General features: G+C 41.3%; 20 protein-coding genes. 12 read left to right on the top strand and 8 right to left on the bottom strand.

Annotated features, from left to right (window positions below):
• Positions 1 to 114 precede the first annotated feature (114 nt).
• The 6 genes from napF to C9J47_RS09720 all read left to right on the top strand — a co-directional run bounded on the left by napF (position 115) and on the right by C9J47_RS09720 (position 4,724).
• On the top strand, positions 115 to 594 hold the full coding sequence (gene napF / locus C9J47_RS09745; RefSeq protein ID WP_107253333.1) for a ferredoxin-type protein NapF: 480 nt from the start codon (positions 115 to 117) through the stop codon (positions 592 to 594).
• A 14-nt stretch (positions 595 to 608) separates the two neighbouring features.
• The gene (locus C9J47_RS09740; RefSeq protein ID WP_006230912.1) at positions 609 to 881 is read left to right on the top strand and encodes a chaperone NapD; all 273 of its coding nucleotides are present in this window, start codon (positions 609 to 611) and stop codon (positions 879 to 881) included.
• The gene (gene napA / locus C9J47_RS09735; protein ID WP_107253332.1) at positions 878 to 3,364 is read left to right on the top strand and encodes a periplasmic nitrate reductase subunit alpha; all 2,487 of its coding nucleotides are present in this window, start codon (positions 878 to 880) and stop codon (positions 3,362 to 3,364) included. The genes C9J47_RS09740 and napA overlap by 4 nt, the downstream gene beginning before the upstream one ends.
• A 90-nt stretch (positions 3,365 to 3,454) precedes the next feature.
• Positions 3,455 to 3,964: a nitrate reductase cytochrome c-type subunit gene (locus C9J47_RS09730; protein ID WP_006230914.1), complete on the top strand. Its 510-nt coding sequence runs from the start codon at positions 3,455 to 3,457 to the stop codon at positions 3,962 to 3,964.
• A gap of 30 nt (positions 3,965 to 3,994) precedes the next feature.
• Positions 3,995 to 4,570 (top strand): NapC/NirT family cytochrome c, encoded by a 576-nt coding sequence (locus C9J47_RS09725; RefSeq protein ID WP_006230915.1) that lies wholly within the window; start codon positions 3,995 to 3,997, stop codon positions 4,568 to 4,570.
• A 19-nt stretch (positions 4,571 to 4,589) separates the two neighbouring features.
• The gene (locus C9J47_RS09720) at positions 4,590 to 4,724 is read left to right on the top strand and encodes a TIGR02808 family protein (RefSeq protein ID WP_006230916.1); all 135 of its coding nucleotides are present in this window, start codon (positions 4,590 to 4,592) and stop codon (positions 4,722 to 4,724) included.
• Between the two features lie 66 nt (positions 4,725 to 4,790).
• Here C9J47_RS09720 and C9J47_RS09715 read toward each other — a convergent pair whose 3' ends face one another.
• From C9J47_RS09715 to C9J47_RS09705, 3 genes are all read right to left on the bottom strand, one after another.
• The gene (locus C9J47_RS09715; protein ID WP_107253331.1) at positions 4,791 to 4,994 is read right to left on the bottom strand and encodes a hypothetical protein; all 204 of its coding nucleotides are present in this window, start codon (positions 4,992 to 4,994) and stop codon (positions 4,791 to 4,793) included.
• Between the two features lie 84 nt (positions 4,995 to 5,078).
• Positions 5,079 to 5,534, bottom strand: a complete 456-nt coding sequence (locus tag C9J47_RS09710) for a DUF1499 domain-containing protein (RefSeq protein WP_107253330.1) — start codon at positions 5,532 to 5,534, stop codon at positions 5,079 to 5,081.
• A gap of 49 nt (positions 5,535 to 5,583) precedes the next feature.
• A complete protein-coding gene (locus tag C9J47_RS09705; RefSeq protein WP_107253329.1) occupies positions 5,584 to 5,928 on the bottom strand; it encodes a DUF2956 domain-containing protein in 345 nt (114 codons plus the stop codon).
• A 489-nt stretch (positions 5,929 to 6,417) separates the two neighbouring features.
• Between C9J47_RS09705 and C9J47_RS09700 the strand changes: the two genes are divergently transcribed.
• From C9J47_RS09700 to C9J47_RS09690, 3 genes are all read left to right on the top strand, one after another.
• Complete coding sequence (locus C9J47_RS09700) at positions 6,418 to 6,879, top strand: DUF2919 domain-containing protein (protein WP_107253328.1); 462 nt, start codon at positions 6,418 to 6,420, stop codon at positions 6,877 to 6,879.
• A gap of 5 nt (positions 6,880 to 6,884) precedes the next feature.
• Entirely contained in the window at positions 6,885 to 7,292 is a 408-nt protein-coding gene (locus C9J47_RS09695) for a hypothetical protein (RefSeq protein WP_107253327.1), read from the top strand.
• A gap of 449 nt (positions 7,293 to 7,741) precedes the next feature.
• Positions 7,742 to 8,638 (top strand): Dyp-type peroxidase, encoded by an 897-nt coding sequence (locus C9J47_RS09690; protein ID WP_107253326.1) that lies wholly within the window; start codon positions 7,742 to 7,744, stop codon positions 8,636 to 8,638.
• A gap of 158 nt (positions 8,639 to 8,796) precedes the next feature.
• Here the strand turns inward: C9J47_RS09690 and crr are convergent, their stop codons facing one another.
• The 5 genes from crr to cysZ form a co-directional block, all read right to left on the bottom strand.
• Positions 8,797 to 9,306 carry a PTS glucose transporter subunit IIA gene (gene crr / locus C9J47_RS09685; RefSeq protein WP_107241165.1) on the bottom strand — a complete coding sequence of 170 codons (510 nt, stop codon included), beginning with the start codon at positions 9,304 to 9,306 and terminating at the stop codon, positions 8,797 to 8,799.
• 40 nt (positions 9,307 to 9,346) lie between these two features.
• Positions 9,347 to 11,074, bottom strand: coding sequence for a phosphoenolpyruvate-protein phosphotransferase PtsI (ptsI, locus tag C9J47_RS09680; protein WP_006230924.1), 1,728 nt, complete (start codon positions 11,072 to 11,074; stop codon positions 9,347 to 9,349).
• A 53-nt stretch (positions 11,075 to 11,127) separates the two neighbouring features.
• Positions 11,128 to 11,385, bottom strand: coding sequence for an HPr family phosphocarrier protein (locus C9J47_RS09675; protein WP_006230925.1), 258 nt, complete (start codon positions 11,383 to 11,385; stop codon positions 11,128 to 11,130).
• Between the two features lie 318 nt (positions 11,386 to 11,703).
• Positions 11,704 to 12,672 (bottom strand): cysteine synthase A, encoded by a 969-nt coding sequence (gene cysK / locus C9J47_RS09670; protein WP_107253325.1) that lies wholly within the window; start codon positions 12,670 to 12,672, stop codon positions 11,704 to 11,706.
• Between the two features lie 235 nt (positions 12,673 to 12,907).
• A complete protein-coding gene (gene cysZ, locus C9J47_RS09665; RefSeq protein WP_107253324.1) occupies positions 12,908 to 13,669 on the bottom strand; it encodes a sulfate transporter CysZ in 762 nt (253 codons plus the stop codon).
• A gap of 347 nt (positions 13,670 to 14,016) precedes the next feature.
• Here cysZ and zipA point away from each other — a divergent pair, with 347 nt between their 5' ends.
• From zipA to C9J47_RS09650, 3 genes are all read left to right on the top strand, one after another.
• Positions 14,017 to 15,081: a cell division protein ZipA gene (gene zipA, locus C9J47_RS09660; protein ID WP_107253323.1), complete on the top strand. Its 1,065-nt coding sequence runs from the start codon at positions 14,017 to 14,019 to the stop codon at positions 15,079 to 15,081.
• A 125-nt stretch (positions 15,082 to 15,206) separates the two neighbouring features.
• Positions 15,207 to 17,222: an NAD-dependent DNA ligase LigA gene (gene ligA / locus C9J47_RS09655; protein ID WP_107253322.1), complete on the top strand. Its 2,016-nt coding sequence runs from the start codon at positions 15,207 to 15,209 to the stop codon at positions 17,220 to 17,222.
• Positions 17,223 to 17,748: 526 nt separating this feature from the next.
• Positions 17,749 to 18,882, top strand: a complete 1,134-nt coding sequence (locus tag C9J47_RS09650; RefSeq protein ID WP_107253321.1) for a porin — start codon at positions 17,749 to 17,751, stop codon at positions 18,880 to 18,882.
• The last annotated feature ends 162 nt before the right edge of the window (positions 18,883 to 19,044 follow it).

Raw genomic sequence — 19,044 nt, 5'->3', positions numbered from 1 at the left:
TGTAAAAAAATGACGGGTTATGAACAGTATTTTAAGGTGTTTACCGTCGATACACACATTTACAGTCCGTAGTATATATTTTTATTCATATTACTTTACGAAAGGTATTAGCAAATGTTCGATCGTTCCCGCCGGAATCTACTCTCTCGGCGTCGTACTCCAGAATTGCCGCGAATGCCATGGGTTGTAGATGAAGATACATTTGTAGACAGTTGTACCCGCTGCAACAAGTGTATAAATGTGTGTGAAACACAGATTATTGTAAAGGGCGATGGTGGGTTCCCCATTATCGACTTTAATCGTGGTGAGTGTACTTTTTGTACACAATGTGCTGAAGCATGCCCTGAGAGATTGTTCCGCCCTACAACGGAGCTACCTTGGGATTTAAAGGCGCAGATTACCTCCAACTGTTTTGCTCATAACAAAATAGAGTGCAGGAGCTGCGGTGATATGTGTGAAGTACAGGCGATTCGTTTCAAACTACAAGCTGGTGGTGTGGCATTACCAGAATTGGATACGGACGTTTGTAATGGTTGTGGCGCTTGCTTATCAGTTTGCCCTGCATCTGCCATCAGTATGACCATGAAAAATTAGAAGAGAAATAGCTTATGGCGCAAGAAGAAGTACACATATCAAGCCTAGTTGTTCATGTAAAACCTGAATATTTAGAAGAGGTAAAAGCTCAGATTCTGGAAATGCCGAATACTGAAATACCTGGCGACAGTCCTGAGGGAAAAGTCATTGTAGTTTTGGAAACCGAAAATCAAGGCTATGTGACTGATACTATAGATAAAATAAATAATTTAGAACATGTTTTAATAACTTTTTTAGTGTATCACCAAATTGAACACTTTGATTCGCAATCTGAGGATGATTCATGAAAATGACAAGACGTGCGTTTGTGAAAGCAAACGCGGCAGCATCGGCAGCAGCTGTTGCGGGTATTACCCTGCCAGCATCTGCGGCTAATTTAATTGTTAGCTCTGATGAAACAAAAATTAAGTGGGATAAAGCGCCTTGTCGTTTTTGTGGCACAGGTTGTTCAGTGCTCGTTGGTACACAGAATGGTCGTGTAGTGGCAACGCAGGGTGATCCTGAAGCTCCGGTAAATAAAGGCCTTAACTGTATCAAAGGTTATTTCCTTTCTAAGATCATGTACGGCAAAGATCGTCTGCAAACGCCAATGTTGCGTATGAAAAATGGCGAATATAATAAAGAAGGCGATTTCGCCCCTGTTTCTTGGGACCAAGCATTTGATGTGATGGCCGAGAAATTCAAAACAGCACTGAAAGAGAAAGGACCAACAAGCGTTGGTATGTTCGGTTCTGGTCAGTGGACTGTTATGGAAGGCTACGCAGCATCAAAAATGATGAAAGCGGGTTTCCGTTCAAATAACATCGATCCTAACGCTCGTCACTGTATGGCTTCGGCTGTAGGTGGATTTATGCGTTCTTTCGGTATTGATGAGCCAATGGGTTGTTACGATGACTTCGAGCACGCAGATTCATTCGTACTGTGGGGCTCTAACATGGCTGAAATGCACCCAGTATTGTGGACACGTATTACTGACCGTCGTTTAAGTCACCCCCATGTTAAAGTAAACGTGTTATCAACCTATTATCACCGTTCGTTTGAACTGGCTGATAACGGTATGATTTTTGAACCTCAAACCGATCTAGCCATTGCTAACTTTATCGCAAACTACATCATCCAAAACGATGCAGTTAACTGGGATTTCGTTACAAAACATACCCACTTTAAACGTGCTGAAACAGACATTGGTTATGGTCTACGTGATGATAACCCTCTTCAGATGAAAGCAAAGCATCCTAACTCTGGTGCGCTTCACCCAATGGATTTCGAACAGTACAAGGCATCTGTTGCTGAGTACACTGTTGAGAAAGCATCGCAGATGTCAGGTGTGTCTGAAGAAAAACTATTAGAAATGGCGAAGCAATACGCGGATCCAAAAGTGAAAGTAATGTCACTTTGGACTATGGGTATGAACCAACATACTCGTGGCGTTTGGATGAACAGCCTGGTTTATAACATTCACTTGTTAACGGGTAAAATTTCTCAGCCTGGTAATAGCCCATTCTCATTAACAGGTCAGCCATCAGCTTGTGGTACAGCACGTGAAGTGGGTACATTCTCACACCGTCTGCCTGCCGATATGGTTGTAGCAAACCCTAAGCACCGTGCTATTGCAGAAAAAATCTGGAAACTGCCTGACGGTACGATTCCACCAAAACCTGGCTATCATGCCGTTGTTCAAGATCGCATGTTGAAAGACGGTAAGCTAAATGCCTACTGGGTAATGTGTAATAACAATATGCAGGCTGGTCCAAACATTAACGAAGAACGTTTACCGGGTTACCGTAACCCAGAGAACTTCATCGTATGTTCAGACCCGTACCCAACTGCAACGGCACAAGCATCTGATTTGATTTTACCAACAGCAATGTGGGTAGAAAAAGAAGGTGCTTACGGTAATGCAGAACGTCGTACTCAAGCTTGGTATCAGCAAGTTGAATCACAAGGTGATTCAAAGTCTGATTTATGGCAGTTAATGGAATTCTCTAAGCGCTTCAAGATTGAAGAAGTATGGGGTGAAGACCTATTAGCACAAATGCCTGAGTACCGTGGTAAAACAATGTACGAAGTACTGTTCCGTAATGGTCAGGTTGATAAGTTCCCGCTTTCAGAAGCACAAGAGCTTAACGATGATGCTAAAGCACAAGGCTTCTACTTACAGAAAGGTTTGTTTGAAGAGTACGCAGCATTTGGTCGCGGCCATGGTCACGATTTAGCACCGTACGATGTTTACCATCAAGTACGTGGTCTACGTTGGCCGGTTGTTGATGGTAAAGAAACACTTTGGCGTTTTGTTGAAGGCTCTGATCCATATGTACCGGAAGGTGAAGGTTTCCGTTTCTACGGTAAGCCAGATGGTAAAGCGAATATCATTTTTGCTCCGTTTGAACCAGCACCAGAAGAACCTGATCAAGAATATGATATGTGGCTATGTACAGGTCGTGTGCTTGAACATTGGCACACAGGTACAATGACACGTCGTGTTCCTGAGTTGTATAAAGCAGTGCCTGATGCACTTTGCTTTATCCACCCTGATGATGCGCAAAAACGCGGTTTACGCCGTGGTGATGAAGTGCTATTGGAATCTCGTCGTGGTGAAGTTCGTTGTCGAGTAGAAACGCGAGGTCGTAACCGTCCACCTGCTGGATTGGTATTTGTACCGTTCTTCGATGCTCGTGTTTTGGTTAATAAACTGATTTTGGATGCTACTGACCCACTGTCGAAACAGACAGATTTCAAAAAGTGCCCAATTAAAATCACCAAAGTTTAAATAATCGGATGATATTAGTAGCTGATTGCCTGTAACCCATATAGGTAATCATCTGCTTGACTCGAATTTAGCCATTAGGCGGAGAAAGCAATGAAACGATTAGTTTTAGCAGTTATGACTGTTGGCATGTTGTTAGCTGGAGCGGTGCAAAGTGCTGAAGAAACTAGCGCACCAGCAACAGAAAATCACAAAGTTTTAGACCAAATCACGATGAACCCAGGCGGTATTGGTGGTGTTGAATCATTACGTGGTGCAAGCGAGCTAGAAACAACGCGCCCTGCAGATGCATTTAAACGTTACCCACGTGATCAAGGTACAATTGATAGCGATTACGTTTATCAGCCACCTTTGATTCCGCACACTATTCGCAATTACGAAGTGTCATTAAACGCCAATAAATGTTTAGCTTGCCACAGTTGGAAAAATGCGAAAGAAATGGGCGCAACCAAAATCAGTGTAACGCACTATGAAACACGTGAAGGCCAAGTGCTTTCAGATGTATCACCACGCCGTTACTTCTGTCAGCAATGTCACGTACCTCAAGCTGATGCTAAACCATTAGTCGGTAATGATTTCCAACGTGTTGACGCGCTGCGCTAGTTATAGCCGCAATCATAAGAGAGGCTATATATGAACATTATAAAAGCGTTCTGGAAAAGGTTGAGATCACCGAGTAAAGTGGCCGTTGGCGTTGTTTTACTTATGGGGTTCATGGGTGGCTTATTATTCTGGGGTGCATTTAACACCGGAATGGAAGCAACCAATACCGAGGAATTCTGTTCAGGTTGTCACGCACCTATCGTTAAAGAGATCCGTGAAACAGTTCACTTCTCTAACCGTTCTGGTGTACGAGCTATTTGTTCAGATTGTCACGTACCTCATAACTGGACAGATAAAATTGTACGTAAAGTTCAAGCATCAAAAGAATTGTTTGCTCATTATGTAACGAAGACGATTGATACAGAAGAGAAGTTCAAAGAGCGTCGAGGTCATTTAGCGGAACGAGAATGGCATCGAATGAAAGAGAATAACTCTCAAGAATGTCGTAATTGTCATAACTTCGAGTACATGGATTTCTCTGAGCAAGGTCCACGCAGCGTGAAACAGCACTCAACGGCGTTAGCATCGGGTGATAAAACCTGTGTAGATTGTCACAAGGGTATTGCACACAAACTGCCTGACATGCAAGGTGTGGAAGGCTGGTAATAACTAAGGTAAGTAGAGTATGAGTACATTAGAATCAGTGATTTGGCATGTATTAGGTTATGCCGCAATGCCCGTTATTATCTTGTCTGGCTTTGCTGCTGTAGCTGCCGTTTCAATTTGGCTTTTATCGTTAGGTAAAGACAAAAACGTGTAAATAGATCATATCGTTATTCAAAAACGGTTATAAAGTCAAAGCCACGTCGATAAGACGTGGCTTTTTTTAATGCGTGCTGTTTGACTGGGAGGTGCGTTGAAATAAGCCGATTAGCATCATCACTGTCCAGGCAATATAGAGTGGAAGCCATTCGATGAAGAAAGGTACACCGATTAGTGCCGTGCCCTCTAACCATACTTCACCAAGGTGGAGTGCCACCATACTGATTAAGCCAATAAAGCTGATGACTAAAAAAGAAGGTCTATCCATCTGGTTGCTCCTTATTCATTAGTGAATAAGGTAATCTAAATGATAATTATTATCAAGTGTGTTTTTTGAATTAAACCTCTAACTTTACTCTGATGTGAGGTAGTGGCTTTCTAATAACATAGTGCGGAATGCTTCTGCTCGTTCTCGGTTTACACCAAAATCAGAATAGCCTGTTCGCGATTCAGATCGAACAATGATTTCATTGCCTTGAAGGCGTAATTCAAAATCATCGACAAAACCAAAGACAGCACTACGGCATTCAATATGAAGGTAATTAGTGGCTTTTTTAGCTAGGCTAGCACCCGATAAAGACAGTGCGATCTGCTCTATATCTGCCCAGTGGGCGAGACCAGTTTCATTGAGCGTGAATTTAGCAAGCTGGAAATCATCGCGTTTATCGCGTGTTGATACACAGTTTGGCTTGTCATCACAAGTTTGTAGTGACCGGTCGGCAACCATGGCATTTTCACTATCAGCGTTTGAACAGCCAGCCATAGCCATGGTGGTGGTTATTGCAAGTAGCAACAAACGAGAGTTCATGTTCAATCCTTGTTCATATGAATTACCAACGAATGTAGAAGCAATCTATTTATAACGCAATATACGCAGCAAAACCTACCCATGATGCAATAACTAACACCCAAGGCAACCAATGTTGCTTGTGTACGATAATCTGCTCTGAACGCGTTTCAGGTGCTTCTACTGGTTCTATCGTTTGTTGTTTTTCTTTAAGATCTTTTTTTCTGATCTTGTCACGCTCACGTGATTTTACTTTTTGTTGTTTTTTATATAACTCAATCCCTTTTTGGATCCCTTGTGCCACTAAACGCGTTTGTTCTTTAGTTTGGCCGGGTTTTTGAGTTGCTTTGGCTATTTGCATTGCTTCGGCTTGCGTTTCTGCTGATGGAGCATTACTTGTTTTTTGAATATTCATTCTAATTCCACCTAAAGGGCAATCGTTTGGTTCCTTGATTGTTTAAGCGACATTATACCTTGTCTGTATCTTGTGTGTGAGTGTATCTGAACAAACAGAATGGATAGATATGTAGTAATATTTCAACAAGTAATAAATAGCCATATCGCTGGGCTTAACTTTAAAGTTCCAATTTAAACTCTTGATTTTGAATTGTTTTAAGTGGTTTTTATATTGATTTATCTAGCTTGGGAAATACGTGTGACAACCTGTTTGTTGCCTGAATAAAAGATGAAGTTATAGTTTTTCTTACAAAAAATGTGATCAAAACGGCAAGATTAAAAATTGAACAGTGCGGTGCGCCACAGAATTTATCACTGCTAAGTTCTTAAATCCGTAATTTAGATTATTGTGAGCGGGTAATTAATACGTTGTGCATTTCACACTTTGGTTGAATTTAAGGCCGTTCGGCACCATTGCTCAGTAAGAGAGAGTGTGTGAGGAATTGTTTTGCTTTATCCAATAGATGCTTATGACAAGCACGGTACATTGAAGCCATCGAAAATGTTATGGCTGACACTGACGTTTAGTGCCAAAGCATGGTTTGTTTTTGTGATGGCAGGTGCCAGTCGCGAGCAAGGTGCACAAATATTGACAATATTCTATCCATATAGAGATAGTTTATATATCGGAATGGCAATGGGGTTCCCCGCAATATTATTGATGTGGTTATCGGGCCAACGATATAAAAATAAAAAAATAATGAATATATTATGGCAGCATGGAAAAAAATTATTACTCGCTGCCTATTTAACTGATTGTTTATTGCAACTGTATCACCTGTCGCTCACACATGGTGCATTCAGCTGGACGAGGGCAATTATCATGTTATTAACGCTATGGTTTAGCGTATACCTGATAAGAAGCACAAGAGTTCAGAATACATTTGCAGATAAGCCTGTAGAGAGGTAAACCAAATGAATGAATGGAGTAAAGGTTTAGTACTATTTAGTGCACTTTTAAGCCCGCTAGCAATGGCCGATTGGCTGTTGGATGTTAACTTTGAGTTGACTAGCGAAAATACAAAACAAAGCGTCAATACATCACTGTCTTTACTTCCTGGTGAAGAGACCATTATTTTTGGTACGGCTTCAGATGAAGGGAATAGTAGTCGTGAATTGGTCGGTAGTGCAGAGCTATTAGAATACTCTGCAGAAGAAGTAAAAATCGCATTTACTGTCAAAGAACGTTTAGATGATGGTGCATGGCGCACGATTATTTCACCAATTCTATCGACAGGTCTTAATGGACCAACATCGTTTGTGAGTACGAATGATGCTTCGAAAGAACAAGTAAAGTTACAAGTTGAAGTGACCTCTGTGTAACGTAATTCACGCTCACTATTTATATAACGCTCCATAAATGGGGCGTTTTTTATACCCATTATTTACCCTACTTACCTATATCAATTCCATTAATTATCTGCCCATTCAGAATACCACTGGGAGTCGAGTTCAAGGATAGTGTTTGATAGAAGAGTGGTTCTCTTTTGAAATCGCTAGACACAGAAGTTGGCTTCCCTTTGGGCGAGTTTAAAATACTTTTATACTGCGTTAATAAATCTCAATTTAGAGCCACTAGATCCTCAATTTATCTCCTTGCCTAAAAGCATTTTAACTCTCGCTGAACTGATCAGATAATTAATGGGTTTGGTATTAGATAAGTCGCTGTTCACTCTTCAGGTTAAAATTAGTCGACTACCTTGAGGTAACTTGGGTATATAATCGATAGTCGATTAATTAGATTCGTCATACTTTGTATTTAGGAGAACTTAATGGCTACCTCACAACCTGCAATCTTGCCAGACGCTGGCCCTTTTTCCCTTTATGTTGTTATGAAGGTTGTAGGAAATAAAGATACAGTTATTGAGCAATGTAAATCATTGCATCAAACCTTAGCTGTATTAAACGAACAACAACCGGGTGCCGAACTTCGTGCGAGCATTGCTTTTGGTCAATCATTTTGGTCGTCGCTAGAAAAAGGCTCTCCTGCTGAATTTTCTGATTTTCGTGAATTAGGCAAAGGGGATATTACTGCACCAGCAACGGGTGGTGATGTTCTTTTGCATGTCAATTCTAGCCGTCATGATTTGAATTTTTATTTGCTTCGCCGTTTTATTGAGCCTATGGCAAAAGAGATAGAAGTACTGGATGAAACGTATGGTTTCAAATATCTAGATTCACGTGATATGACGGAATTTGTTGATGGTACTGAGAATCCAAAAACAGTTGAAGCGCGCAGTGATGTGGCCTTAATTAAAGAAGGTGATTTTGCTGGTGGTAGCTTTGTTATGGTTCAGCGTTTCATCCATAACCTTCCAGCATGGAACCGCTTAAGTATTCAAGCGCAAGAAAAAGTTATTGGTCGAACTAAACCTGATTCGATCGAACTTGATGATGTACCAGCAGCGTCACATGTTGGTCGTGTTGATATTAAAGAAGAAGGTAAAGGGTTAAAGATTGTTCGTCATAGCCTGCCATATGGTTCTGTAACGGGTGAGCATGGTTTACTTTTCATTGCCTATTGCTCTGGTCAACATAACTTCAATGTGATGTTAGAGAGCATGTACGGTGAATCTGACGGTAAGTCAGATCAAATGTTGCGTTTTACTAAAGCTGTAACAGGCGCCTACTTCTTTGCACCATCAGTCGAGATGTTAGATAGCTTATAAAGCGGATAAAAAGATAACGATGCGTTATTTCTTATGAATTTCCAATAAGAGAAGTACGCGAATCGGTATAGGCGAGAGGTGAATACTTCTCGCTTTTTTTATTGTCACAAACAAAAAACGCCACCCGAAGGCAGCGTTTTTTTAAGCGTCAAACAATCTTACTTTTTGATGCGTAGTACTGGAGATTCACCCACAGTTACAGCGCCAGAAAGCTTGTTTAGCTCTTTGATCTCGTCCATGTTAGAGATAACAACTGGAGTCAGAGTTGACTTAGCTTTCTCTTCAAGAAGTGCAAGATCGAATTCGATTACAGTGTCGCCAACTTTAACAGTTTGACCTTCTTCTGCGATACGAGTGAAGCCTTCACCTTTAAGCTCAACAGTGTCGATACCAAAGTGAACGAAAAGCTCAATACCATCGTCAGACTCGATAGAGAAAGCGTGGTTAGTTTCAAAAATCTTGCCAATTGTACCGTTTACAGGTGCAACCATTTTGTTGCCAGAAGGCTTGATAGCAATACCGTCACCAACAATTTTCTCTGCAAAAACAACATCTGGCACATCTTCGATGTTTACGATTTCGCCAGAAATTGGTGCGATGATTTCAATAGCACCAGCTTCGCTGCTGTCGTCAGAAACCAGCTTCTTTAATTTGTCAAACAAACCCATGTCATTGCTCCTAAGCGTTATTATTCTATCTGAAGCTATATTAGCAGATAGTTTTTTCTGCGATGAATTTTTCTACGTGTGCTTCGATTTCAGCTGCTGTTGGCATAGCAAGTGCTTGCTCGGCCATAGCTTTAACATCAGCAAAGTTAGCGTTACGGATAACTTTTTTAATACGTGGAATTGAAATTCCGCTCATGCTGAACTCGTCCAGACCCATACCTAATAGTAATAGGGTAGCACGTTCGTCACCAGCTAACTCGCCACACATACCAGTCCACTTACCTTCTTTGTGAGAAGCATCGATAACTTGCTTGATCACTAACAGTACTGCTGGAGATAGCGGGTTATATAGATGAGAAATAAGCTCATTTCCGCGGTCAACTGCAAGAGTATACTGGGTTAAGTCGTTTGTACCAATGCTAAAAAATGATACTTCTTTAGCAAGGTGGTGTGCGATAGCTGCTGCAGCAGGCGTCTCAACCATTACACCGATTTCGATTTGCTCGTCAAAAGCTAAACCTTCAGTGCGTAATTCAGCTTTGTATTCTTCAATCGCCGCTTTCAGTTCACGAATTTCTTCAACAGAGATAATCATCGGGAACATGATACGAATCTTGCCATGCGCCGAAGCTCGTAGAATACCACGTAGTTGATCACGAAGAATTTCACGACGATCTAAGCTGATGCGAATTGCACGCCAGCCTAAGAACGGGTTCATTTCTTTAGGAAGATCTAAGTAAGGAAGATCTTTGTCGCCACCGATATCCATTGTACGGATAATGACGGTTTCGCCGTGCATTGCTTCTGCTACATCTTTGTAAGCTTTGTACTGTTCTTCTTCTGTTGGCAGTGCGTCACGATCCATAAATAGGAATTCTGTACGGTACAGACCAACACCTTCACCGCCGTTACGGTTGATACCGTCGCAGTCTTTAACAGTACCGATGTTACCGCAGACTTCTACTTGCTTACCATCAAGGGTAATTGCAGGAAGATCTTTCAGCTTCGCAAGTTCTTCAACTTCAGCTTGGTGCTTGTCACGGATAGCTTTGAATTTAGCTAGCTCGCCTTCAGTTGGGTTAACCACGACTTGGTTATTGATTGCATCAAGAACCAGCATGTCACCGTTTTGAACACGAGTTGTAATATCATTGGTACCAACGATAGCAGGTAACTCTAGAGAACGAGCCATGATAGAGGTGTGTGATGTACGACCACCAATATCAGTAATGAAGCCAAGTACGTAATCTAGGTTGATTTGTGCTGTTTCAGAAGGCGTAAGGTCGTTAGCAACCAAAATCACTTCTTCGCTGATAGCACTAAGATTAACGATACTAATGCCAAGTGCATTTTTAACAAAACGGTTGCAGATATCGCGGATATCAGTAGCACGTTCTTTCAAGTATTCGTCATCTAATGACTCTAGCGTCATTGCTTGTTCTTCAATAATTGAATGAATAGCAAGAGCAGCTGTCGCTTTATTGTCTTTAATGAAAGCTATGATTTCCTCTTCAAGCTCTTCATCTTCAAGCAACATGATGTGACCTTCAAAGATCGCTTCCTTCTCTTCACCGAAGGTGATACGTGCTTTTTCTTTGATTACTTCTAGTTGCTCGGCAGATTTCTTTCGAGCATCGAAAAAACACTGAATTTCGTTGTCGATCTGATCTGCTGAGATTGGAGTTTTGCTAAGAACAATCTCTTCTTCTTGCAATAGTAGTGCTTTACCAAAAGCAATACCCGGAGATGCCAGGATACCTGAAATCATAGCCTTACCTTACATTAACTAAAAACTAGGGGAAGTAATAAACAAACTACGTATTAGTGTAGTGTGTCCATTAGAGCAACTAGGTGATCTACAGCAGCTTGAGCCTGAGCGCCTTCTGCAGAGATAGTTACTAGTGTACCTTTAACAAGACCTAGAGTTTGTAGTTTGAATAGGCTCTTTGCGCTAGCGCTTTTACCGTTAGAAGTAACAGTAATGTCTGCGTCAAATGCTTTTGCTTCTTTTACGAACTGAGCTGCTGGACGAGTGTGTAGGCCGTTTTCTGCAGTGATCTCAACTTGTTTCTGATACATTTTTTCACCCCGATTATCGATATAATAATTATTTAATAACGTTGTAACTGAAAGTTAGTTTAACGTGAGCTACATTAGCTTGCTAATCTAGGAGTATAAACTACCCAACAGTTCGTTGTCTTAGCTTAATCCAAGTCAATTTTTCATGAAATATTTTGACTTGGGTCGCACTAATGTAGGTCTAAAGACCCTTTTATTTCGATGCTTAAAATAAAGCGCTTCGGTTTTATAATCAAGCTGGGAACAAAATGCAACAAAAAAGCCCCTTGAAGGAGCTTTTTTGAACGTCAACTTGGTATAGATCACATTAAAATGTGATCACTGTTGGTTTTCTTTTTCTGTGAAGATGCCTGCAAAAAGAGCTGTTGATAGGTACCTTTCACCTGAGCTAGGTAACACTACGACAATTTTTTTGCCTGCAAACTCAGGTCGTGCAGCTATTTTATTTGCAGCAACAACAGCAGCACCAGAGGAAATACCGGCAAGAATACCTTCTTCTTCCATTAAGCGGCGTGTCATCGCGATAGCTTCTTCTGAACTAACTAATTCGACTTCATCAATTAATGCTAAGTCTAGGTTTCCAGGAATGAAGCCTGCACCAATACCTTGAATTTTGTGTGGTGCTGGTTTTACGTCATCGCCATTAAGTGTTTGAGTGATAACTGGTGATTCAGATGGCTCTACTGCAATCGTTGTAATTGCTTTACCTTTCTGATGTTTAATGAAGCGGCTTACACCCGTTAGTGTACCACCAGTACCTACACCAGAAACAAAGACATCGATCTCGCCATCAGTTGCGTCCCAAATTTCAGGTCCTGTGGTTTTCTCGTGAATTTCAGGGTTTGCAGGGTTATTAAACTGTTGTAGAAGTAGATATTTACTTGGGTCTGATGCAACAATTTCTTCTGCTTTTTCTATTGCGCCTTTCATACCTTTAGGTGCTTCGGTTAATACCAAGTTGGCACCAAGGGCTTTAAGTAGTTTACGACGCTCTAAGCTCATGCTTTCTGGCATCGTTAACGTTAATTTATATCCGCGTGCTGCTGCTACGAAGGCCAAGGCAATACCGGTATTACCACTGGTTGGCTCTACAAGTTCAACGCCTTCTTTAAGTGTACCTTTCTTTTCAGCATCCCAAATCATGTTTGAACCAATACGGCACTTTACGCTGAAGCTAGGGTTACGAGCTTCAATTTTTGCCAGTACATTACCGTTACTAACACGGTTAAGACGTACTAAGGGAGTGTTGCCAATCGTTAGTGAATTATCTTCGTAAATCTTGCTCATACTTTTCGTTCCTTCGCTACGCGTTATAACCTAAGACCAATTAAGCATATACACGAATAGCATTTTGGAAAGTAATTAATGGTTATATCTTATTGTTATAAAGAGAAGAAAAAGTGTTTGGAAATGAGAATAACGCCGAACTAGGTGAGCAATGAAGCGACGTTATGCTGAAGAGTGGGTGTTTGACGCTAGGGAAAAGGCGAGGAGAGAGCCCTCCTCGTCAGAATGATAATACTTAGTTTAACTTGTATTGATCACGGTAATGATCGACCCACATTGCGGTAGCACCACAGACGGCAATGGGCATAACAAATAAATTTAGAATGGGTGTCATGGTGAAAAGCATCACTAAGCTACCAAAGCTTAATGATTTACCACGTTTTACTTTTAATGCATCGCGCATTGTTGGAAAGGGTACTTTGTGGTTATCGAATGGATAATCGGCATATTGGATCGTCATCATCCATGCGCTGAATAAAAACCATAATACAGGGCCTACCGTTTGACCAATTGCTGGGATCCAAAGCAATATCAATAGCCCTAATGCTTTAGGTAGGTAATATTTTAGCTTTATCCATTCACGGTTCATGATACGGGGAAGATCTTTAATAATATCTTTTAATCCGGTATCTGGTGCTGGTTCTCCGGTTAACTTGGCTTCTAGATGTTCTGCCAATAAACCATTAAAAGGGGCGGCTATCCAGTTAGCTATTGTGCTGAATAGGTATGAAAAGATGACTAAGGTGGCAATTGCCAACAATGGCCACAGTAGATATGACAGCCAATCTAACCAAGATGGTAGTGCTGCTATCCAGCCATTAATCCAATCCCCAAGCTGGCTTAAAACAAATCCAAACGCACTCCCAAATAAAAGAATGTTGATAAATAGTGGGAAAATAACAAAGCGACGGGTTCCCGGTTGTATTGCTAACGACATTCCACGGAAAAAATATCCTGCTCCACCTGCTGGAGACGGAGTTATTTGTGGTTGTGGCATTCATTTCTCCTTACTAAAGACATCATTCAAAACACCACATTATTGTTGTTTTGATCGTATGGTTATGTGACATGTTAACGGGCAGTACGGCATGGAATCAAATACCAAACACGTTGTCAGAAAAAGAAGAGAAGGAAAACGAAGCATTTTTAGCTTATTTTTCACCCGATTCTGTGCTCAGCCGCACTATCTTGCATGAATCACAACATTCGTGTTCTCATTATTAATTGAGTTTTGGTACATTAGTAGTATTCAGCTATAAATCAGCAATGTTGATTTTGTAAGCTCTGGTAGATTTTACTATCATTAACCCCGTCAGGGATAACGAGTTAATTTAGAGTATTCATATGCAGGAATTGCGTTTGGTCCTTATTATTGTTGGTGCACTAGCTATTTCTGCGCTTCTTTTGCACGGATTGTGGACCAGTAGAAAAGAAAAACCCGCTAAATTTGGTGAAAAGCCACTCGGTAAGTTAGATGATTCTAACCGTGATACCGAAGGTTTCGATCATGATGGTGTGGGGTCTGTTCGCATTATAAATAATGCACCTGAAAAGGAAGTGGCAGCACATACTCCACAAAGAAAAGAACCAGAACTTCATTTTGGTGAAAAAATTCAGGCAGATCCTTTAATGGATACCCCTGCACCAGTTCAAGTGATCGATGATATAGCTGATTTACCTAAAATGTCAGCCACATCTGAAAAAGTCGAACCGAAATTTAGCAGCGATAGTGTTGTACCAGCTCCTGTTGCTATCGAAGAAGAGCCCGTTCGTGTTGCGGCTGAACAATCTATTCACGTTGAGCAACCTATTCAATCTGAGCCTGCTTCGGTGGTGGCTGATTACACGGAAGTGCTCAATACCCCTATTTCTGATATTCCAGAAGTATCAGAACAAGAGGTGAAACCTGAAGAGAGTAAAGTTCTAGAGCCTGAACCTGTTATCACGAATGTTGTGCCAGAGCCAGAGCCAGAGCCAGAGCCAGAGCCAGTTTTAGCACCAAGTTATATCGCACTAAGCGTACATGCTCGTAATGGTGAGATGTTGCAAGGAGCGAAACTATTCCAATGCCTTGAACAACATAATCTTATTTTTGGTGAAAACGCCGTATATCACCGACATGCCGATTTAGCTGGAACAGAGCCTGTATTGTTTTCTGCAACAAACATGGTTCAACCTGGTAATTTCCCTGAAGATGGTGGATATAATTTTGAGACCCCTGGTGTGTCTTTCTATTTGATGCTGCCATGCTACGGTAGTGCAGCGAGTAACTTCAACTTGATGTTACAAACCGTGCAGCGTATTGCAGATGATTTGAATGCAGATGTACTCGATCATGAGCGTGCGATGGTAACACCTAATCGTATTGCCCAATATCGAGATAAAGCGAAGCTGTATTCTCAAGCGTAATGCTTAATCGACAAATAATGTAATGAGGCTCCTTCTGAGGGGCCTTATTTTTTTGTGTTTGCTGGTTCAGAAATGGTAAACCCGAAAGATCAATTTTAACAAAGACAGTTTTGGTAGGTAGTGAAATGAGTACCGATATTCAGCAGCAACTTGATACCTTGCGTGAACAACTTGCCTATCATGGGCATCGTTATTATGTCGAAGATAACCCTGAAATACCTGATGCTGAATATGATCGTATGATGCAGCAGTTATTGGCATTAGAAGCTGAACACCCAGAATTGATGAGCGTAGATTCACCTAGCCAACGTGTGGGCGGTACGCCATTAGACAGCTTTACGCAGGTAAAACATGAACTGCCAATGTTGTCTTTAGATAATGCATTTAATGATGAAGAGTTAAATGCATTTGAAAAGCGCCTGTTAGATCGTCTAATGACTGCGGGTAATGTGTCTTACTGTTGTGAGCCTAAATTAGATGGGTTAGCTGTTAGCTTAATGTATGAAAATGGTGTACTGGTTCAAGCTGCTACCCGTGGCGATGGTGCTACAGGGGAAAATATCACGACCAATGTACGTACCATTCGTTCGATCCCACTGAAGCTTCAAGCTGAAGGCTGGCCTGTACGGTTAGAAGTACGTGGTGAAGTCTTTATGCCAAAGAAAGGCTTTGATGAACTGAATGCACGCGCTTTGAAAAAAGGCGATAAGGCATTTGCTAACCCACGTAATGCTGCTGCGGGTAGCTTACGTCAGCTTGATTCAAAAATTGCTGCAACGCGCCCTCTGAGTTTTTATGCATACTCTGTTGGTGTTGTAGAGGGAATGGATCTAGCTGATAGCCAATATGATCGCTTAGTTCAGCTTAAAGGCTGGGGCATTCCAATGTGTCCTGAGATCCGCCAGTTAGAAACAATTAACGATGTTATTGCTTATTACCAAGATATTGGTGAGCGTCGTCAATCACTATCTTATGAAATCGATGGTGTTGTGATTAAAGTGGACGATGTTGAAACCCAAGAACAATTGGGGTTTGTCGCTCGTGCTCCTCGTTGGGCAATAGCGTATAAGTTCCCTGCACAAGAAGAAATGACCTTACTTAACAATGTCGAGTTTCAAGTGGGTCGTACAGGGGCTATTACACCAGTCGCGAAACTTGAGCCGATTTTTGTTGGTGGGGTTACAGTGAGTAATGCCACACTACATAATGCTGATGAAGTCGCTCGCTTAGGCGTTATGATTGGCGATACAGTGATAATCCGCCGTGCTGGCGATGTGATTCCACAAATCGTGTCTGTTGTTGAATCTCGCCGACCAGATAACGCACAGGCAATCACTTTCCCAATAACGTGTCCTGTGTGTGAATCTAACGTTGAGCGTGTCGAAGGCGAAGCTGTTGCGCGCTGTACAGGGGGGTTATTCTGCCAAGCACAACGCAAAGAAGCATTGAAGCACTTTGTTTCACGTAAAGCGTTAGATGTTGATGGTTGTGGTGAAAAAGTCATCGAGCAATTGGTTGATCGTGAAATGGTCACAACACCTGCGGGGTTATTCAAATTATCAGCTGGTGTTGTGACTGTACTCGATCGTATGGGGCCCAAATCGGCTCAGAAACTGGTTGACTCACTCGCCAACTCAAAAGAAACCACCTTGCCACGCTTTATCTATTCATTGGGTATTCGTGAAGTCGGTGAAGCAACTGCGGCTAATTTAGCTAATCATTTCGAGACACTGGAAGCAATCACAGCAGCATCGAAAGAACAGTTACTGGTTGTGCCTGATGTGGGCGAGGTTGTTGCCAATAACTTACTTAACTTCTTCCGTGAAGCACACAATATGGATGTAGTGGAAGATTTAATTGCAGTCGGCATTCATTGGCCGGCAATTGATAAACCAGAAGAAGGGGTAGAGTTACCCCTTGATGGTAAAGTTGTTGTGTTAACCGGGTCGTTATCACAACTGACTCGTTCTGATGCTAAAGCGGCACTTCAAGCCCTTGGTGCGAAAGTGACAGGCAGTGTTTCAAAGAAGACTGATTTATTGGTTGCCGGTGAAGCGGCAGGCTCTAAATTAACCAAAGCACAAGAACTTGATATTGAAATTTGGGATGAGCAAGCACTTGTTGATCTTATTAATCGTTAATTAAGTTTGTATCAAACCTGCTTATTTTTGAAAAATAGGCAGGTATTCTTTTATATTTCCCTCTTAATATCGTTAAATTTACCCCTCTCGGCATTATTCTTACCTCAAAATAGTTCAATTTTCTTTTTTTAAACGCCTAAAAAAATTTATAAGAATAAAAACAGAATCGATTCTTTTCTCGTGTTACATCACATTTAAACTTTTTAGCTTTCTTTTAAGGTATTGTTTTTATTTTAATTTATCTTTATTTATAAAATCATTGCTAGAGAGTTTGAACTTGATCACTGTTGTGTAATAAATTTGCACTGTGTCATATTTTTCACACAATTAATTAAGTTGTTATTGATGTTTTGCGCAGCGAAAGTAGTCTTGTACCTGAAGTAACACAGCGGTTCATAAAGAACTAAAAAATTATGATTTAGCTTGATTTAGATTATTGAGCTGACATATAGGAGAGTTACTTGATGTCTTCGGCGGCCAACCTTTAAGACACAAGTAAACAGCTAGTATTTTTAGGAGTTATTCCATGGAAAACATGTTCAAGCGTTCAATTTTAGGTGCAGCAGTAGCGACAGCAGCAATGGCTTCAATGTCAGTAAGTGCTTACGAAATCGGTCAAAATAACGATTTTAGCGTTGAAGTTTACGGTGTCGCAGCAATCTCTATTGTTAACTATGATGGTGATAAAACGGATAAAGCAACAGGCGCTAAGACAGATACTTACACAGGTTACGATTACGAGAATGAATCACGTATCGGTTTCCGTGCTGGTAAAGAAATGTTTGAAAACGTAGAAGTTTTCATGCAAGTAGAGTCTGGTTATGTGGGTGAAGATGGAACGGGTGCTACGCTTGGTAACCGTGACACATTCATCGGTCTTGGTGGCGATTGGGGTAAAGTACGTTTCGGTCGCATGCTAACACCTATGTATGAAGTAATTGACTGGCCATACGCTAACCCAGGTTTAGGTGCTTCTTGGGACTGGGGCGGTGATGTGAAATTTAACCGTGACCGTCACGGTGACATGGCTCGCTATGATTCACCTGCATTTGGTGACTTCACTTTCAACCTTGCTACTGGTCGTGGTGATAAGGCTGTTGATGGTAACAACTTCTATGGTGGTGCTGCGCACTACCGTTTAGCTGATATGGTGACTTTCCACGCAGCATTCGAAACAGAAACAGACCGTAAAGTTGAAGATGCAAAAGATGCAACAGACGGCTCATGGAGCTATAACCCTGACGGTACACAAAAAGAGTGGACAGCACCATCTGATGCTGTAGCGGCACAATATGCAGATACATTCGGTTATTTAGTTGGCTTTGAAGCGTCATTACCTGCTGGATTCGGTCTTGCTGGTGCATGGAAATCAGGTGAGAGCGACGTGAAAGGTGGCGCTAAATCTGAACAGGATTCTTACGTTATTATCGGTCAGTACTGGAACGGCCCATGGGGCGTTAAAGTCGGTTACACAGAGAACTTTGAATCTGAAGTTGCTGGTGTGAAGCAAGACGATGAAGATAGCGTTGTATCTGGTCAGCTAATGTATGTTCACAATGGTTTTGTACCTTACCTACGTGTAGCTCAGCGTGATATTAAAGATGATAAAGCACAAACTGAAACATTCGTAGTACGTGTTGGTATCGAATACGGTTTCTAAGTTAATGTTATAAAACTGCCTTATATTTCGGGAGCCTATATTTAGGCTCCCGTTTTTTATACATATTTTTTATTGTAATAATGATTATGTTTGGTGTTCGATTTGTACGGTATAAGATTATGAGGTTACCGATAAAAGGTATCGAGGGAATATATACAGATG

The sequence above is a fragment of the Photobacterium indicum genome (genome assembly GCF_003026215.1).
Classification (GTDB): Bacteria; Pseudomonadota; Gammaproteobacteria; order Enterobacterales; family Vibrionaceae; genus Photobacterium; species Photobacterium indicum.
This window is presented reverse-complemented; position numbering and strand designations above follow the sequence as displayed.

Excerpts from the sequence above, each read along its gene's own strand:
- C9J47_RS09690 (WP_107253326.1), top strand. The coding sequence starts at position 7,742 with ATGGCTACCTCACAACCTGCAATCTTGCCAGACGCTGGCCCTTTTTCC.
- C9J47_RS09650 (WP_107253321.1), top strand. The coding sequence starts at position 17,749 with ATGGAAAACATGTTCAAGCGTTCAATTTTAGGTGCAGCAGTAGCGACA.
- C9J47_RS09715 (WP_107253331.1), bottom strand. The coding sequence starts at position 4,994 with ATGGATAGACCTTCTTTTTTAGTCATCAGCTTTATTGGCTTAATCAGT.
- C9J47_RS09740 (WP_006230912.1), top strand. The coding sequence starts at position 609 with ATGGCGCAAGAAGAAGTACACATATCAAGCCTAGTTGTTCATGTAAAA.
- napF (WP_107253333.1), top strand. The coding sequence starts at position 115 with ATGTTCGATCGTTCCCGCCGGAATCTACTCTCTCGGCGTCGTACTCCA.
- cysZ (WP_107253324.1), bottom strand. The coding sequence starts at position 13,669 with ATGCCACAACCACAAATAACTCCGTCTCCAGCAGGTGGAGCAGGATAT.
- C9J47_RS09705 (WP_107253329.1), bottom strand. The coding sequence starts at position 5,928 with ATGAATATTCAAAAAACAAGTAATGCTCCATCAGCAGAAACGCAAGCC.
- C9J47_RS09730 (WP_006230914.1), top strand. The coding sequence starts at position 3,455 with ATGAAACGATTAGTTTTAGCAGTTATGACTGTTGGCATGTTGTTAGCT.
- napA (WP_107253332.1), top strand. The coding sequence starts at position 878 with ATGAAAATGACAAGACGTGCGTTTGTGAAAGCAAACGCGGCAGCATCG.
- cysK (WP_107253325.1), bottom strand. The coding sequence starts at position 12,672 with ATGAGCAAGATTTACGAAGATAATTCACTAACGATTGGCAACACTCCC.
- ptsI (WP_006230924.1), bottom strand. The coding sequence starts at position 11,074 with ATGATTTCAGGTATCCTGGCATCTCCGGGTATTGCTTTTGGTAAAGCA.
- C9J47_RS09725 (WP_006230915.1), top strand. The coding sequence starts at position 3,995 with ATGAACATTATAAAAGCGTTCTGGAAAAGGTTGAGATCACCGAGTAAA.
- C9J47_RS09695 (WP_107253327.1), top strand. The coding sequence starts at position 6,885 with ATGAATGAATGGAGTAAAGGTTTAGTACTATTTAGTGCACTTTTAAGC.
- zipA (WP_107253323.1), top strand. The coding sequence starts at position 14,017 with ATGCAGGAATTGCGTTTGGTCCTTATTATTGTTGGTGCACTAGCTATT.
- crr (WP_107241165.1), bottom strand. The coding sequence starts at position 9,306 with ATGGGTTTGTTTGACAAATTAAAGAAGCTGGTTTCTGACGACAGCAGC.
- C9J47_RS09675 (WP_006230925.1), bottom strand. The coding sequence starts at position 11,385 with ATGTATCAGAAACAAGTTGAGATCACTGCAGAAAACGGCCTACACACT.
- C9J47_RS09710 (WP_107253330.1), bottom strand. The coding sequence starts at position 5,534 with ATGAACTCTCGTTTGTTGCTACTTGCAATAACCACCACCATGGCTATG.
- ligA (WP_107253322.1), top strand. The coding sequence starts at position 15,207 with ATGAGTACCGATATTCAGCAGCAACTTGATACCTTGCGTGAACAACTT.
- C9J47_RS09720 (WP_006230916.1), top strand. The coding sequence starts at position 4,590 with ATGAGTACATTAGAATCAGTGATTTGGCATGTATTAGGTTATGCCGCA.